We start from the raw sequence: 12,660 nt of genomic DNA on the forward strand, positions 1-12,660 counted from the left end.
GAGTGGATCACCGTCCCATTGCGCACGGTGTTCACCGACGACGGGCTGTCCGGATGGTCGTTCGAGATTGGCCCGTACTCAGTTAGTGGGCCAGACGCCACAGCGCTGGCAAACGCTATCGCCCACTACGGACGAGTTTCCGAGGACTTCCGACCGACTGGCGATCCGTCATGACCGCCGCCAAGCACACGGCCCCGCCGCATCGCACATCCCTGTCACCCACACTTCGCCGCACGTACGAACTGTTCGCCTTGCGCGCCAAGCTCGTCGCCTACGGGTCAATGCCTCCCCGTCACTCGAACGGAGCCAACCGATGAACCTGAAACTGCCCGCTGCTCTCATCGCCGCTGTCGGCGTCGCTCTCATCACCGGATGCGACCCGGAATCCTCTGTCGCTAAGCCGACTCCGGTTGCGGCGACCCAGGCTCCCGCGACCGTTGCCGTCCCATCCATGTCATTGACCGAACAGCAGGACCGCACCTACTTCGCATGTGCTGCCCCCGTCTATGGACTGCACGTCTCGTATGACGCGGCGGAGGCTACCGCGCCGGATGAGTTGGCACAGGTGGTGAAGTCCGGGCGCGAACTGTACAGCGCGTACACGGATGTGCCGTTGTCGGTGGATGAGGCAATAAAGGCTGCCAATCTCACTGACGATGAGGCCGCAACATTGCGTTGCGCTGTCCAGGCTTTCGGTGATGCAGCATGAAGCACATCGTGTGGTGGCTCGACGGAAACCTCTGGCGCTCAGTCAAATGCGCCAACCGCTCCATCGCGCTCCTCGTCGCTGCCGAGTACACGTACGCCGGCTTCCACATCCAGATAAAGGTGGCAAGCGCATGAACTACTACGGCTGCGAAGTCTTAGGGGTCGAAGCTGACCACGGCGACACCGCAGACATTGTGATCCACCTACCCGAATCCATTGGGCCGGAGCTCTTCATGGGCATCCCGATTGTCGACATCGAGGGCTGGCCCGACTTCACAGATCACTCTCGTGCGGGTTGCTGCACGAGAGAGCGCGACTTGGGCACCTCTCACGCCCCGGCGGTCGCGCACCCCGACCCGACCACTGACGTCGGGTCGGGGACCAACTTCCCGAAGGAGCGCAGATGACTGTCATCGACGACCTGAAACCACTGTCCATCGATGAGGTTGTGGCGTTGTTGCAGCCGAGCGATGGTTCGCGTGGTGTGTCGAAGAAGTTCGTGGTCAACCGTTTGCAGGCGCGGAAGTGGCCCGGCGTGAAGTTGTCGAACAAGTGGCACATGACGCGCGCGCAGGTGCAGAAGGCGTTGGATATCGAGTCGACGTCGCCGCATCAGGTGTCTGCTCGCCCGTCCGGGTTGTCTCGCCGGTCTCGCGCAAAGTTTGAGGTGGCCGGATGAACCTCATGGATGTGTTGTTCGCGCCTGAGGGTGCGAGTGAGGTGCAGGCGTGCGCGATTGTGTGGGTGATGGTCGTGATGATCGTCGCGTCGTATTCACCACGCCTGCTGAGTCGAGACGTATTGAATACCAACCAGTCTGGAGATGACGAGTGAGTGTCACGATCAAGTCGATAGGTGGCCGTGATCTGTATGTGGCGGAGTCTGCGGGTGATGTGCGGGCTGCTGTTGTGGAGGCAGTGAAGGCCCGCGCGGACCTGTACGGCGCGAACCTGTCCCGCGCGGACCTGTCCGGCGCGGACCTGTACGGCGCGAACCTGCCCGGCGCGGACCTGTACGGCGCGGACCTGTCCCGCGCGAACCTGTCCGGCGCGGACCTGTACGGCGCGGACCTGTCCCGCGCGAACCTGACCCGCGCGGACCTGTCCGGCGCGAACCTGCCCCGCGCGAACCTGTACGGCGCGAACCTGTCCCGCGCGAACCTGACCCGCGCGGACCTGTACGGCGCGTACCTGCCCGGCGCGAACCTGTCCGGCGCGAACCTGTACGGCGCGGACCTGTCCCGCGCGGACCTGCCCGGCGCGGACCTGTACGGCGCGGACCATGCCGAAGCCGCACTCGCCCAAACCGTCGTCTGCCCCGAGGGTGACATCATCGGCTGGAAGAAATGCCAAGGCGGGATGCTCGTCAAACTCCTCATTCCCTCAGACGCCAAGCGATCTAACGCCTCTGGTCGCAAGTGTCGCGCCGAGTATGCCAAAGTCCTCGCCATCCTTGACGGTAACGAGAGCGTGGGTGAGGCACGCAGCCAACACAATCCAGGGTTCATCTACCGCGTTGGTGAGATGGTCCACCCCGACGCCTTTGATGAGGACAGGTGGAACGAGTGTGCTCCCGGTATCCACTACTACATCACGCAAGCCGAAGCGGAGGCGCACTGATGACGTGTGACCGCTGGACCGACGACGACGACTTGGACTGCTATCTCGAATGCCGAGACTTTCGGGTGCGCAGCGAGTTTGAGCACGCCGCCCACCAGTTGACCGCCATCCCACCATCGAAGCCGCTGCCGTCCAATCGGGCTGTGTGGTTGTTAATCCTCGCGGGTTGCGTCGTGGTGGATGCGCTTGTGGTGCTGGGGATTATCGCGGTCCTCGAATGGAGGTCGTGATGAGTGAAGTGATCGAGTTCCCAGGGCGTCACGAACGTAGCGCCGAGTCGCACATCATCGCCGCCGAGGACGAGATGCACGACCTCGCTTACGATCTCGGATTTGCCGCATGGGTGGGTCATCCGCGCAGCGAATGGGAAGTGCAAGTCGTTTCGGGTCATCACGTAACTCGAATCCCTGGCCCCTCGCGTCTTGCCGCCGTGGAGACCGCTATCGCATGGATGGAGGCGAGACGGTGAAGCGGGACATCGTGATCCGCGCGTGCCCAGTGTGTCTGCGTCTCGTGGACATGGCATTCACCGTGTGGACACACAACGACACAGCAGGAAACCCGTGCCCCATGTCTGGCAAGCAGGCACCGAGCGAGTGGTGGCAGGGGATTCGCGCAATCCCCAGGGAGAGAGGCGATGCAGCATGAGCGATTTCATTACAGCGTTCCACACGACGGTGGTTCGTCCTCAGTCCGGCGATCCTGGCGGTCAACGTGTCGGCGGTGCCCGTGTGGCGCAGGTGCGGACGAATCGTGCGACACCCGAGTACAACCCGACGATGCAGGCGACGGGCATGTGTAGGCCGATCAACTACACGGCGATCTTTGAAGCGATGCCCAAGTTGCCGGAGTGGATTGCTGACGCCCCATGTTCGCAGGCTGACCCTGAACTGTTTTTCCCGGAGGCTCACGAGTCGAGGGCGAATGTTGCTCTGGCGAAACGGGTGTGCGCGGCTTGTCCGGTGCGGCAGGAGTGTTTGGAGTGGGCTTTGGATCGTGGCGAGAAGTTCGGCATCTATGGCGGGTTGACGGCAACACAACGGCGCAAGGTGTTGCGTCAGCGGGCGAAGGAGGCGGCATGAACGAGTACAAGGGAATTCTTGCCGAGATCGCTTGCGGCGAACTAATCGCCTTCGAGACCGAAGCTATACCTCTTGCCCGCTGGAAGGTGGTACGGGCCTGCGACCCTATCCTCGCGCCCTGGTGGGCGTTCCTCGCTGGTCCCGGCGACCTCGACCGCGGATTCCCCACTTGGCGTGAAGCATTCGACTACGCCGACAGGATGGCCCACCAATGATTCTCCAATCCGCTATCGACAAGCACCGCGATGAGCAAGACGTCGCGTCCTGGTGGCACGAAGGCTGTGATGGTTCTCCTGATGACTATGCGCCGATAGCGATGGCCCGGATTGTCGGCTCCAAGATCGCGAGAGAGTTCGGAGAGTTCGTCACTTGGGGGACATTCGACAACTGCCGCGAACATGGCCTCACCGTCTCGACGCCGGGGGGCTGGACCTTCTGCTGGTACGAGCACCGCAACTCGGACTCAATTCACATCGAGGGTTGCCCCACACGCGAGGTGCGCGAATACGGGCCGTATGGCGGCGAGTCGAAGCGGGACACACTGGCCGAGTTCTGGCCGGAAACCTATGACGATGTTGCGGCGGGCCTAGCTGAAATGATCCGCCACACCATCGAGCACAACACCGTTCGTGGCGACCTTAAGGCAATCGGCCTGCGTCACGGGAACATCGAACGCGAAAATCGTCGCCAATGGGCAGCAGGGACGACCTACCAATGACTGCCTATGACGACGGCTACAACGGCCACCCGAAGCGCGCCGACTACGACGACAAAGACCACAAGGACTGGATCGACGGCGACTACGACCGCTGGACCAGGAACCAGGAGGCCACCCAATGACCCCCACCACCTACGACAAACTGCTCCAAGGCTCCGACGAATGGCACAACCAGCGCCGAGGGATGGTCACCGCATCCGTCGTCGGAAAACTCATCACCACCAAGACACTCAAACCAGCAAGCAACCCCGAATCCCGCAACCTCACAGGGCTACTCGTCGCCGAACGCATCACCCAATGGACCGAAGACATCTTCATCTCCGACGACATGTACCGCGGCATCGAAGACGAACCCAAAGCCCGCAACAAGTACGCCGAACACTACGCACCCGTCACCGAGGTCGGCTTCATGGTCGAGGACAAATGGGGATTCGAGATCGGCTACAGCCCTGACGGACTCGTCGGATCGGACGGCCTCATCGAGATCAAGTCACGCCGACCGAAGAAGCACATCGAAACCATCCTGTCCGGGCATCCGCCAATCGAGAACATGGCGCAAATGCAGTGCGGAATGTTGGTGTCCGGGCGGGCCTGGTGCGACTACATCTCCTACGCCGGCGGCTTACCGCTATGGACGCACCGCGTCTACCCCGATCAGCGGTGGTTCGACGCGATCGTTGCCGCGGTACGCGCTTTCGAGGCGAACGCAGCCGAAATGATTCGCCTCTATCGCGAGGCCGTCGAAGGACTTCCCATGACCGAAAGAACGCTCACAGAAATCGAGTTCACAGCATGACCGACATAGACCTCGTGGCGGCAGCAGCCCCACGCTCCGATCAAATCAACGCTGATGACCTGATCGGTGGACCACAGATCGTCACGATCACCGAAGTGCGACCGGGTAATTCGGAGCAGCCCGTCGAGATTGTGACTGCCGAGTTTGGTCCTGCGAGACCGTACAAGCCAGGCAAAAGCATGATTCGCGTGCTCATCGAGGCGTGGGGTGCGAAGTCGCAACCGTACGTGGGTCGCAAACTGATGTTGTACCGCGATCCTGAGATCACGTTCGGCAAGGATCGTGTGGGCGGCATCCGTATCAGTGCCATGTCTGATCTGGATGGCCCAAAGTTGATTGCGCTCACAAAGACTCGGGGGAAGCGTGCCCCATTCCGCGTGGAGCCGCTGAAAGAGCAACCCGCCCCGTCGAAGATTCCCGTCTCGTTCGACGCGAAGATCCCCACGTCCTCGTTGGAGCAGTGTGCGCAAGCCCGTGACTACCTCGCCAAGTATGCCGACACGGAACCCGAACGTGTCGCCGCGCTACTCGACAAGGTGACTGCTCGCGAAACCGAACTAGCGCAGGAGGTTACGGAATGAACATCGTCTACGTGTGCATGAAGAAGGAGCCTGCGGTGGGAATGAATTTGTCGCTGCAACGTCCGCGTCGGTGGACTGAGGTGTTCCGTACGACCAATCAGGCGGAGGCGGAGGCGTGGAAGGCTGCGCCGGAAGCGGGGGAGTCCAGGTCGATTCGACAGGAGATGGTGGCATGACTGCGAAGACGTGGAATGAAGTGTTCACCCGTTTGGACGCGTTCTGTGATGAGTTCTCGGCGGATGTGCGTGCGGTGGCTGACGTGGATGGCACGGATGAGGTTGAGGTGCGTTCTCTGCGTGGGCAACTTGATGATGCTCGTGCGGCGTTGGAGGCTGCGGAGGTCGAGGTGGGTCGGCTGAAACGGGAGCGTGACGTGCTGCCGACGCCGGATGCCGACAACCCCGCGCATGGGATTCTAGTGACCGACAACGACACCCGCGCCCTCATCGAACGCGCGGAGAGGTTCGCCGCCGCCCATCGAGTAGAAGGCAGCAGCGAGACCGCCAACCTCATCGACGACCTCATCGCAGCAGTGAGGAGGCTGACACCCCGCGTGATCGAGACGAGGGACCAACTCAAAGCGTTGCCGGTCGGCTCAATCGTCCTGGAAGACGGCTCTGACGGGTTCGTGATGGAGAGTTACTGGGACGAAATCTGGCAGATGCCAAAGTGGCTCTACCCCGGCGATGACGACCCTCAGACGGAACCCACACTCCCCGCGACCGTCCTCCACACCCCCGAAGGCGGCGACCTGTGACCGCACGAGATGAGTTGCAGCAGTGGGTGGATGGTGTCGACGCTACCCACGAGGACGGCTTGACTGATCTGACTCATGACGTGATCCCTGTCGACCTCGCACGCCGGGTGCTGGCCGAGATGGACAGCGGGCGCGATGAACTCGAAGCCACACGAGGCTACGCAGGCGAGATGGCGCGCAAAGCCGAGGCGGCTCAGTTCGACATCGAGGACGCCGACCAACGACGTGACGATTGGAAGTCCCGCTGGCAGGAGGCGGTCCGTCACGCCGACGAAGCATTCGCCGAGCGTGACGCCGCGCAAGCCATCCTCGCCGAAGTGCGGGAGCTACGCGACGAATACCGCGCCTACCTCGACAGCGGCCAAAACCAGGACGACCCGATAGGCATCGGACCCCTCCTCTCCGTGAAGGGCGTCGTCCACGCCCTCACCGAAATCCTCGACAGGAGCACACCATGACCGACCACGACACCACCATCCGCGAAGCACGGGAGTACCGGGATGCCCTCACTTCCGGAGACGTCATCACGGTCCAGATCAAGTCCACTGCAAAGCCTCTCGTCCCCGTTGACCCCGACAAGCTGAGCGGAATGCTCGAAGCCCTCCTGGCCGTGATTGAGCAGCAGCAGGCCACCATCGACCGGCAGGCCGAGGCACTGCGGCAGGTGGGGGAGTTCGTGAACGACTACGCAGACGCAGGTCTTGTCCGCATCCTCGACGCCGGGGGTGAGGGGTGAGCGAACTCCGAGACCTCGAAGACACGGCGAGTGTGAGCGATGATCCGCGACTACGGCTGGTCCACCCTCACCTACCGACACTGCCGCCACTGCGGCACATCCGACAACGGGAGACGAATGTGAACATCCTGTCCCTCTTCTCGGGCATCGGCGGCCTCGAACTCGGCCTCGAACGCGCTGGCATGACCACCGTCGGGCAAGTCGAGATCGACCCCTACTGCCAACGAGTCCTCGCCAAACATTGGCCGAATGTGCCACGCCACAACGATGTACGCACCACCGTCGAGTGGTGGGAAAGCGAGTCCAGGCCCCATGTCAACATCCTCTGCGGAGGCTTCCCCTGCCAGGACATCTCCAACGCCGGCGCGCGCCACGGGATTACCGGCCCCAAGTCCTCACTCTGGGGAGCAATGGCAGCAACCATTCGCGATCTACGACCCGATTACGTGCTCATTGAGAATGTCGCAGCTCTCCTTGTTCGAGGATTCGATACCGTCCTCGCCGACCTTCACATTCTCGGGTTCAATGCGGAATGGTCAGTGCTTTCAGCGTGCGGCATGGGTGCCCCACACACACGGGAGCGGCTGTTCGTACTGGCATACCCCAACGACCAACGACTACAAGCCATCTGGCCGCAAAGAGTTCGAGATGACCAAGCGTTGGCTGTCTGGCGAGAAGGGCATTCCGAATACGTATATGCGGTTGCGGAGCTTGGTGGCGGCCAGGGGCAATCACATTGGGCGACTGAACCCCCAGTGGACCGAATGGCTGATGGGGCTTCCCCTGAACTGGACCGACGTAGACTCTTCGCCCTCGGAAACGCCGTAGTGCCGCAAGTGTCGGAGCATATCGGCCGGCAGATCATGGCGAGCATTCAGCAGGTCGCCTCATGACCATCGCCGGCGTCCTCCACGACAGCACCTACGCACTCGCACGTCGCGAATACCAGGCGGGGCAACTCGCATGGGAAGGCATGTGTCTCAGCGACATCGCGGATCGCCTCGGCTGTAGTGCGAAAGCTGTCCGACAGCACCTCGACAACATGGACATGATTCCCGACCGCGGCCCGTACGCGCAGTGCGGCACCGCCGCGGGCTACAGCATGCACCGCCGCCAACACACCCTTGTGTGCCGCGCATGCAACGACGCGGCGAATCAGCAGAAACGGAAACGGAGGACCGCGTGAAGCCCTACTACACAGACGATCTCGTGACGCTGTACCACGGGGACGCGCTGGAAGTTTTGCCCACGTTGCCATCTGCGAGCGTGGGAGTCGTCATCCTCGATCCGCCCTATAGTTTCGAATCCATCAGCGTGCGGGGGCGCGACGATGGCGCAGCAGGCACATCGGGAGCGCCGACGCGTCTATTGCACCAGTCACTCGTGGAGACCCAGCGAATCCTTACAAGCGGTGGAATTGCCCCGATCCTGCACCAGTGGCGAAGGAGTCCCGACGTTTCCTACCTGACATGCCTTGCCGGACTACGCCTATCAGCGTGCGTTGCCTGGATACGCAACCGGGTCGGCACTGGGGGACTCTTCCGATCATCGTGGGACCCGATCTACGTTGGAAGTAAGGGTGCGCCCAAGTTGAGAGACAAGGCCGCGGTCCCCAATGTCATTCAAGTCGAGCCGCTATCAGGCCAAGAACATCCCTATGCGAAGCCGCCCGAATTGTGGACACCTTTCATCTCTCGCGCACCGTCTGGCGTGACCGTCGTCGACCCGTACGCAGGGCTTGGCGCTTCTGGTGTCGCCGCCCGCAGTGGTGGTCATCCTTGGATTGGCATCGAGTCGGATGAACGATACTGCGAGATCATCGCGCGGCGACTCAGCAACCAGACCATGACACTCGACTTCGAGGACGCCTCATGAGTATCGCCGCGAATAGCCATGTGGGACAAACTCTTCGACGCACTCAAGGAGGCGTGAATGAGTAGGACTGCTGTCATCGTTGACATGGACGGCACGCTCTGTGACGTGTCGTCCGCACTGCATCATCTCCATGGTCCCCGCAAGGACTTCGAGGCGTTCCACCAGGCCACCCGACACTGCCCACCAACACGGTGGGTCATCGACTGGTGCGCTGACGCCCACGTCGAACAGCACGCCATCTTCATCGTCACCGCCCGGAAGTACCAGCACGAGACACTGACCCGCGAGTGGCTGGCCGAACACTTCCCGCTGCCGTACGCGGCCCTGCTCATGAGGGGCGACGACGACAACCGCTCCGACGACGAGGTGAAACTCGACATCCTCCGCATCATCCGCGAGGACCACGGCTGCGAGGTTGTGCGAGCCATCGACGACAGGCCACGTGTGATCCGGCTGTGGCGGGCACAGGGCATCCCCACCGATGTGGTGTATCGCGCCGACTGGGAGGCCGTGGGCGAACACTACGACGATCTAATCGACCTCGACGGGGGTGAGGCGTGATGGCCGACCTCGACCTCTGGCCACGTATCGAGCAAGCCATCAACGCCGCGAGCATCAGCCGATTCGACGCCGAGTGGTGCCTACCCACATGCCACGCCAAACGCTGCAAAGTGGTCGACCCGGGACAACTGGACCGGCTCTACACGATGTTCGCCGCGTCGGTGCGCGATGCCATCTACGCCGAGCTCCTGTGCAAGGCGACCAGTGAACCGGAGGTGCCCTAATGCCCAAGCATGACAGCGGATTCAGCGTCGTCCGCACCATCACCATGATCGGCGGTGTGTGATGGCACAAAGGTTCCAGATTGACGCCGACCAATGGCTTCCCCTGTTTGTTGTCAACGTGTCCCAGGGCACCAAGTGGGCGTGCCCGTTCTCGCACATGGTCGTTGGGAAGTCATATCCCAGTCTTGACTCCGATGCGGTGCATCGCATGGTGGTGCGGCAGTTCGAGGATTTGGTGCGTGCGGATCGACCACTTTCTGTGAGCCAACCGATTGTCGGACAGCGTTACGGGCGCGAGATGGTCACCTATCGCTACCCGACTCGCGCAGAGATTCGGGCTGAGTTGGCAGGCAAAGACCTCGGCTGTCATTGCGCGCTGGACGAAATGTGTCATGCCGATGTGCTGCTGAGGATCGCGATCGGCGGTGAGGCGTGATGGCGATTGAAGAGACCCACATCTTGCCCGAGGTGTCATCCGAGGATCGACGACACATCATCGCTGTCGACTGCTGGTGCGGCCCATGGGTCCGCACTGATGCCGAAGAAGGCCACCGCAGCGTCCGGCACGTACACCCCGAGTCCACCTCATGACGTGGATCGGGCCGCGCTGCGGCCGACCACCCCGACGACGCCACGGAACGGATTCTCACCTACCTGCGGATGAACGTGATCGCAGCCGACTACCAGGAGATGTAAGCAATGGGAATGTTTGACGACATCGAGTTCACAATGCCATGCCCGATATGCGGCGCGGAACTTTCCGGATTCCAGTCGAAAGACGGGGATCGCATGTTACAAACGCTGACTCCGATGCAACTGGCTGAACAGGCAACTCCGGGGCTGTCCGAGGGGATTTGCATTTACACGTCTTGCACGCAATGCGCCGTGTGGGTCTACCTCAAACTCCAACGCCGCGACGATTGGGCTTGCAAGTGTGGGAGGCCAAAGGAGTTCCACGACAAGTGCCTAAAGTGCCATATCGGCGGGCTTACGTGCGGCTGCCGTTACGAAGACGGTCGGTGGATAACCCTGGACGAGTGGAGGGGCGCATGAACCGAATAGACACGTGGCGCAACAGATTGGCGTGGCGCATCTGCAACTGGGTTCTAGCCCACATCGCAGACGACTACTACAGCAGCTACATCGGTGTAGCGATCTACTACGGAATGGATGCTGTCGCCGACGATTTCCGTAACGGCCGTGACCCGCTCAGCATGCTCGAGAACGACGTAGAAGGTGACTGCGCATGAACCCCGAAGACGCCGTCGTAGATGAAATTGATCGCCTCGTCGAAGAATCCCTCACCAAACCCTGGCACCAAGTCTCCGGCTACGACAACAACATCGGCCAACCACGCTGTCGATGCGGCGCCGACTGGCACGGGCTACCGACAACATTCTGCCCAGGATCGGACACCGAAGGGCCACTACCGCCAATCAGTGCCCTCGAGGCAGCGATGCGTCGGATCAGCCGCATGTTCAGCACACTGCACACGTACGACACGTCAGGAGAGTCGGATGAGTGACCAACCCACACCAATCGACAACCTTGCCGCCGCTGTCTGCCACCAACTCGACGACAAGGGCTGCACCCAACACTGGCTCGCCCAACAGGTTGACACCACCGACAAACACCTGTCCCAGATGCTCAACGGACGCGCCGAAGGATCGGTAGCTATGTGGGACAAACTCTTCGACGCACTCAAGGAGGCGTGATGAGCAAGACCGCTGTCATCGTCGACATGGACGGCACGCTCTGTGACGTGTCGTCCGCACTGCACCACCTGCACGGTCCCCGCAAGGACTTCGAGGCGTTCCACCAGGCCACCCGACACTGCCCACCAACACGGTGGGTCATCGACTGGTGCGCTGACGCCCACGTCGAACAGCACGCCATCTTCATCGTCACCGCCCGGAAGTACCAGCACGAGACACTGACCCGCGAGTGGCTGGCCGAACACTTCCCGCTGCCGTACGCGGCCCTGCTCATGAGGGGCGACGACGACAACCGCTCCGACGACGAGGTGAAACTCGACATCCTCCGCATCATCCGCGAGGACCATGGCTGCGAGGTTGTGCGAGCCATCGACGACAGGCCACGTGTGATCCGGCTGTGGCGGGCACAGGGCATCCCCACCGATGTGGTGTATCGCGCCGACTGGGAGGCCGTGGGCGAACGCTACGACGATATCCCCGAGGGCACCTCATGACGTGGATCGGACCGCGCTGCCCCCACTGTGAGCGCGCCATGAACGCATGGGGGCGCGCGTGCTGCGACTGCGCGAGGGGCGACAACGACGACGACGAGAAGGAGGAGGTAGTCAGTGGGCCTTCCGTGGATTCGGCTAGACACAACAACGTTTGACCACCCGAAGATGCTCTCCCTCATGGACGCCGGCCACTACCGCGCAATCGTCGTCCATATGGCAGCCATGACCTACAGCGGCAAGCACGGACTCGACGGGTACATACCGAGTTACGCGCTGCGAGTGCTCGGAGGTGAAGAGGATGACGCGAAGCTGCTCATGGATGCGGGGCTGTGGCTTCCCGCACCCGCCGGATGGGACATCAATGGGTGGCGCGAGTACCAGTTTTCGAGCAGTGAAGAAGAGGACCGAAGACGAAGATTATCGGAGCGAGGAAGGAAGGCGGCGGCTGCGAGATGGAACAAGAAGTAATGCAACAAGCAATGCGTGATGCAATGCAACAAGCATCCAGGAGCATCGTCCAGGGAGTTCCGCGACCAGCCATTTCGGTGATAGTTGCACCATGCAAAGACATGCAAGGCGCATGCTTAATCGATGCTTGTTGGATGCTTAATCCATGCTTGTTGATGCAACGGAAATGCTTGCACCTGCGGAAACATGCTTGTGGATGCCACGGACGGACGGACGGACGGACTTACGTAAGAACCATCACCTTGAGAGCCTCTTCTTACGTTCCTGAACGCGCAGGAAAAGGCGAACCGAATTTCGCTCCGAAGTTTTGTCCCGAGAGACGCGTT

General features: G+C 61.6%; 28 protein-coding genes. All 28 read left to right on the forward strand.

The genetic code is table 11. From position 1 onward, the window contains the following. Positions 1–313: 313 nt before the first annotated feature. The 28 genes from A5777_RS23145 (at position 314) to A5777_RS23275 (ending at position 12,334) form a co-directional block, all read left to right on the forward strand. Positions 314–709, forward strand: coding sequence for a hypothetical protein (locus tag A5777_RS23145; protein WP_064865061.1), 396 nt, complete (start codon positions 314–316; stop codon positions 707–709). Further along, positions 706–843, forward strand: coding sequence for a hypothetical protein (locus tag A5777_RS24875; RefSeq protein WP_156529472.1), 138 nt, complete (start codon positions 706–708; stop codon positions 841–843). The genes A5777_RS23145 and A5777_RS24875 overlap by 4 nt, the downstream gene beginning before the upstream one ends. Continuing rightward, positions 840–1,115 carry a DUF7324 family protein gene (locus A5777_RS23150; RefSeq protein ID WP_064865064.1) on the forward strand — a complete coding sequence of 92 codons (276 nt, stop codon included), beginning with the start codon at positions 840–842 and terminating at the stop codon, positions 1,113–1,115. Before A5777_RS24875 ends, A5777_RS23150 begins: the two co-directional genes overlap by 4 nt. After that, the gene (locus A5777_RS23155) at positions 1,112–1,387 is read left to right on the forward strand and encodes a hypothetical protein (protein WP_064865067.1); all 276 of its coding nucleotides are present in this window, start codon (positions 1,112–1,114) and stop codon (positions 1,385–1,387) included. Before A5777_RS23150 ends, A5777_RS23155 begins: the two co-directional genes overlap by 4 nt. Next, positions 1,384–1,542 carry a hypothetical protein gene (locus A5777_RS24880; RefSeq protein WP_156529473.1) on the forward strand — a complete coding sequence of 53 codons (159 nt, stop codon included), beginning with the start codon at positions 1,384–1,386 and terminating at the stop codon, positions 1,540–1,542. The genes A5777_RS23155 and A5777_RS24880 overlap by 4 nt, the downstream gene beginning before the upstream one ends. Next, positions 1,539–2,327: a pentapeptide repeat-containing protein gene (locus tag A5777_RS23160; protein WP_064865070.1), complete on the forward strand. Its 789-nt coding sequence runs from the start codon at positions 1,539–1,541 to the stop codon at positions 2,325–2,327. The genes A5777_RS24880 and A5777_RS23160 overlap by 4 nt, the downstream gene beginning before the upstream one ends. A 229-nt stretch (positions 2,328–2,556) precedes the next feature. Next, positions 2,557–2,796 (forward strand): hypothetical protein, encoded by a 240-nt coding sequence (locus A5777_RS23170; RefSeq protein WP_156529474.1) that lies wholly within the window; start codon positions 2,557–2,559, stop codon positions 2,794–2,796. Positions 2,797–2,971: 175 nt separating this feature from the next. Then, positions 2,972–3,409, forward strand: coding sequence for a WhiB family transcriptional regulator (locus A5777_RS25585; RefSeq protein WP_231895179.1), 438 nt, complete (start codon positions 2,972–2,974; stop codon positions 3,407–3,409). Next, positions 3,406–3,624 carry a hypothetical protein gene (locus A5777_RS23180; RefSeq protein ID WP_064865080.1) on the forward strand — a complete coding sequence of 73 codons (219 nt, stop codon included), beginning with the start codon at positions 3,406–3,408 and terminating at the stop codon, positions 3,622–3,624. The genes A5777_RS25585 and A5777_RS23180 overlap by 4 nt, the downstream gene beginning before the upstream one ends. Continuing rightward, positions 3,621–4,127: a hypothetical protein gene (locus A5777_RS23185; protein WP_064865083.1), complete on the forward strand. Its 507-nt coding sequence runs from the start codon at positions 3,621–3,623 to the stop codon at positions 4,125–4,127. Before A5777_RS23180 ends, A5777_RS23185 begins: the two co-directional genes overlap by 4 nt. After that, complete coding sequence (locus A5777_RS25720) at positions 4,124–4,249, forward strand: hypothetical protein (RefSeq protein ID WP_269447020.1); 126 nt, start codon at positions 4,124–4,126, stop codon at positions 4,247–4,249. Before A5777_RS23185 ends, A5777_RS25720 begins: the two co-directional genes overlap by 4 nt. Beyond that, positions 4,246–4,923, forward strand: a complete 678-nt coding sequence (locus A5777_RS23190) for a lambda exonuclease family protein (protein WP_064865086.1) — start codon at positions 4,246–4,248, stop codon at positions 4,921–4,923. The genes A5777_RS25720 and A5777_RS23190 overlap by 4 nt, the downstream gene beginning before the upstream one ends. Next, positions 4,920–5,504 carry a hypothetical protein gene (locus A5777_RS23195; RefSeq protein WP_064865090.1) on the forward strand — a complete coding sequence of 195 codons (585 nt, stop codon included), beginning with the start codon at positions 4,920–4,922 and terminating at the stop codon, positions 5,502–5,504. Before A5777_RS23190 ends, A5777_RS23195 begins: the two co-directional genes overlap by 4 nt. Beyond that, complete coding sequence (locus A5777_RS23200; RefSeq protein ID WP_064865095.1) at positions 5,501–5,680, forward strand: hypothetical protein; 180 nt, start codon at positions 5,501–5,503, stop codon at positions 5,678–5,680. Before A5777_RS23195 ends, A5777_RS23200 begins: the two co-directional genes overlap by 4 nt. Then, a complete protein-coding gene (locus A5777_RS23205) occupies positions 5,677–6,261 on the forward strand; it encodes a hypothetical protein (protein ID WP_064865098.1) in 585 nt (194 codons plus the stop codon). The genes A5777_RS23200 and A5777_RS23205 overlap by 4 nt, the downstream gene beginning before the upstream one ends. Further along, on the forward strand, positions 6,258–6,719 hold the full coding sequence (locus tag A5777_RS23210; protein ID WP_064865101.1) for a hypothetical protein: 462 nt from the start codon (positions 6,258–6,260) through the stop codon (positions 6,717–6,719). The genes A5777_RS23205 and A5777_RS23210 overlap by 4 nt, the downstream gene beginning before the upstream one ends. Further along, a complete protein-coding gene (locus A5777_RS23215; RefSeq protein ID WP_064865103.1) occupies positions 6,716–6,997 on the forward strand; it encodes a hypothetical protein in 282 nt (93 codons plus the stop codon). The genes A5777_RS23210 and A5777_RS23215 overlap by 4 nt, the downstream gene beginning before the upstream one ends. Before the next feature lie 119 nt (positions 6,998–7,116). After that, the gene (locus A5777_RS23220; RefSeq protein ID WP_064865143.1) at positions 7,117–7,890 is read left to right on the forward strand and encodes a DNA cytosine methyltransferase; all 774 of its coding nucleotides are present in this window, start codon (positions 7,117–7,119) and stop codon (positions 7,888–7,890) included. Next, positions 7,887–8,183 carry a hypothetical protein gene (locus A5777_RS23225; protein ID WP_064865107.1) on the forward strand — a complete coding sequence of 99 codons (297 nt, stop codon included), beginning with the start codon at positions 7,887–7,889 and terminating at the stop codon, positions 8,181–8,183. Before A5777_RS23220 ends, A5777_RS23225 begins: the two co-directional genes overlap by 4 nt. After that, complete coding sequence (locus tag A5777_RS24470; protein ID WP_197502451.1) at positions 8,180–8,872, forward strand: DNA-methyltransferase; 693 nt, start codon at positions 8,180–8,182, stop codon at positions 8,870–8,872. The genes A5777_RS23225 and A5777_RS24470 overlap by 4 nt, the downstream gene beginning before the upstream one ends. Before the next feature lie 57 nt (positions 8,873–8,929). Further along, positions 8,930–9,433 carry a phosphatase domain-containing protein gene (locus tag A5777_RS23235; RefSeq protein WP_064865110.1) on the forward strand — a complete coding sequence of 168 codons (504 nt, stop codon included), beginning with the start codon at positions 8,930–8,932 and terminating at the stop codon, positions 9,431–9,433. After that, entirely contained in the window at positions 9,433–9,657 is a 225-nt protein-coding gene (locus A5777_RS23240) for a hypothetical protein (protein ID WP_064865113.1), read from the forward strand. The genes A5777_RS23235 and A5777_RS23240 overlap by 1 nt, the downstream gene beginning before the upstream one ends. 61 nt (positions 9,658–9,718) lie before the next feature. Then, on the forward strand, positions 9,719–10,093 hold the full coding sequence (locus A5777_RS23245) for a DUF4326 domain-containing protein (RefSeq protein WP_064865116.1): 375 nt from the start codon (positions 9,719–9,721) through the stop codon (positions 10,091–10,093). Between the two features lie 613 nt (positions 10,094–10,706). Then, entirely contained in the window at positions 10,707–10,907 is a 201-nt protein-coding gene (locus A5777_RS23255) for a hypothetical protein (RefSeq protein ID WP_064865123.1), read from the forward strand. Continuing rightward, positions 10,904–11,182 (forward strand): hypothetical protein, encoded by a 279-nt coding sequence (locus A5777_RS23260; RefSeq protein ID WP_064865127.1) that lies wholly within the window; start codon positions 10,904–10,906, stop codon positions 11,180–11,182. Before A5777_RS23255 ends, A5777_RS23260 begins: the two co-directional genes overlap by 4 nt. After that, complete coding sequence (locus A5777_RS23265) at positions 11,175–11,372, forward strand: helix-turn-helix domain-containing protein (RefSeq protein WP_064865130.1); 198 nt, start codon at positions 11,175–11,177, stop codon at positions 11,370–11,372. Before A5777_RS23260 ends, A5777_RS23265 begins: the two co-directional genes overlap by 8 nt. Next, positions 11,372–11,866, forward strand: coding sequence for a phosphatase domain-containing protein (locus A5777_RS23270; protein WP_064865134.1), 495 nt, complete (start codon positions 11,372–11,374; stop codon positions 11,864–11,866). The genes A5777_RS23265 and A5777_RS23270 overlap by 1 nt, the downstream gene beginning before the upstream one ends. Before the next feature lie 177 nt (positions 11,867–12,043). Next, positions 12,044–12,334: a hypothetical protein gene (locus A5777_RS23275; RefSeq protein WP_231895180.1), complete on the forward strand. Its 291-nt coding sequence runs from the start codon at positions 12,044–12,046 to the stop codon at positions 12,332–12,334. Positions 12,335–12,660: the final 326 nt, after the last annotated feature.

The organism is Gordonia sp. 852002-10350_SCH5691597 (assembly GCF_001665715.1).
GTDB lineage: Bacteria > Actinomycetota > Actinomycetes > Mycobacteriales > Mycobacteriaceae > Gordonia > Gordonia sputi.

Excerpts from the sequence above, each read along its gene's own strand:
- A5777_RS23145 (WP_064865061.1), top strand. The coding sequence starts at position 314 with ATGAACCTGAAACTGCCCGCTGCTCTCATCGCCGCTGTCGGCGTCGCT.
- A5777_RS24875 (WP_156529472.1), top strand. The coding sequence starts at position 706 with ATGAAGCACATCGTGTGGTGGCTCGACGGAAACCTCTGGCGCTCAGTC.
- A5777_RS23150 (WP_064865064.1), top strand. The coding sequence starts at position 840 with ATGAACTACTACGGCTGCGAAGTCTTAGGGGTCGAAGCTGACCACGGC.
- A5777_RS23155 (WP_064865067.1), top strand. The coding sequence starts at position 1,112 with ATGACTGTCATCGACGACCTGAAACCACTGTCCATCGATGAGGTTGTG.
- A5777_RS24880 (WP_156529473.1), top strand. The coding sequence starts at position 1,384 with ATGAACCTCATGGATGTGTTGTTCGCGCCTGAGGGTGCGAGTGAGGTG.
- A5777_RS23170 (WP_156529474.1), top strand. The coding sequence starts at position 2,557 with ATGAGTGAAGTGATCGAGTTCCCAGGGCGTCACGAACGTAGCGCCGAG.
- A5777_RS25585 (WP_231895179.1), top strand. The coding sequence starts at position 2,972 with ATGAGCGATTTCATTACAGCGTTCCACACGACGGTGGTTCGTCCTCAG.
- A5777_RS23180 (WP_064865080.1), top strand. The coding sequence starts at position 3,406 with ATGAACGAGTACAAGGGAATTCTTGCCGAGATCGCTTGCGGCGAACTA.
- A5777_RS23185 (WP_064865083.1), top strand. The coding sequence starts at position 3,621 with ATGATTCTCCAATCCGCTATCGACAAGCACCGCGATGAGCAAGACGTC.
- A5777_RS25720 (WP_269447020.1), top strand. The coding sequence starts at position 4,124 with ATGACTGCCTATGACGACGGCTACAACGGCCACCCGAAGCGCGCCGAC.
- A5777_RS23190 (WP_064865086.1), top strand. The coding sequence starts at position 4,246 with ATGACCCCCACCACCTACGACAAACTGCTCCAAGGCTCCGACGAATGG.
- A5777_RS23195 (WP_064865090.1), top strand. The coding sequence starts at position 4,920 with ATGACCGACATAGACCTCGTGGCGGCAGCAGCCCCACGCTCCGATCAA.
- A5777_RS23200 (WP_064865095.1), top strand. The coding sequence starts at position 5,501 with ATGAACATCGTCTACGTGTGCATGAAGAAGGAGCCTGCGGTGGGAATG.
- A5777_RS23205 (WP_064865098.1), top strand. The coding sequence starts at position 5,677 with ATGACTGCGAAGACGTGGAATGAAGTGTTCACCCGTTTGGACGCGTTC.
- A5777_RS23215 (WP_064865103.1), top strand. The coding sequence starts at position 6,716 with ATGACCGACCACGACACCACCATCCGCGAAGCACGGGAGTACCGGGAT.
- A5777_RS23225 (WP_064865107.1), top strand. The coding sequence starts at position 7,887 with ATGACCATCGCCGGCGTCCTCCACGACAGCACCTACGCACTCGCACGT.
- A5777_RS23235 (WP_064865110.1), top strand. The coding sequence starts at position 8,930 with ATGAGTAGGACTGCTGTCATCGTTGACATGGACGGCACGCTCTGTGAC.
- A5777_RS23240 (WP_064865113.1), top strand. The coding sequence starts at position 9,433 with ATGGCCGACCTCGACCTCTGGCCACGTATCGAGCAAGCCATCAACGCC.
- A5777_RS23245 (WP_064865116.1), top strand. The coding sequence starts at position 9,719 with ATGGCACAAAGGTTCCAGATTGACGCCGACCAATGGCTTCCCCTGTTT.
- A5777_RS23255 (WP_064865123.1), top strand. The coding sequence starts at position 10,707 with ATGAACCGAATAGACACGTGGCGCAACAGATTGGCGTGGCGCATCTGC.
- A5777_RS23260 (WP_064865127.1), top strand. The coding sequence starts at position 10,904 with ATGAACCCCGAAGACGCCGTCGTAGATGAAATTGATCGCCTCGTCGAA.
- A5777_RS23265 (WP_064865130.1), top strand. The coding sequence starts at position 11,175 with ATGAGTGACCAACCCACACCAATCGACAACCTTGCCGCCGCTGTCTGC.
- A5777_RS23270 (WP_064865134.1), top strand. The coding sequence starts at position 11,372 with ATGAGCAAGACCGCTGTCATCGTCGACATGGACGGCACGCTCTGTGAC.
- A5777_RS23275 (WP_231895180.1), top strand. The coding sequence starts at position 12,044 with ATGGACGCCGGCCACTACCGCGCAATCGTCGTCCATATGGCAGCCATG.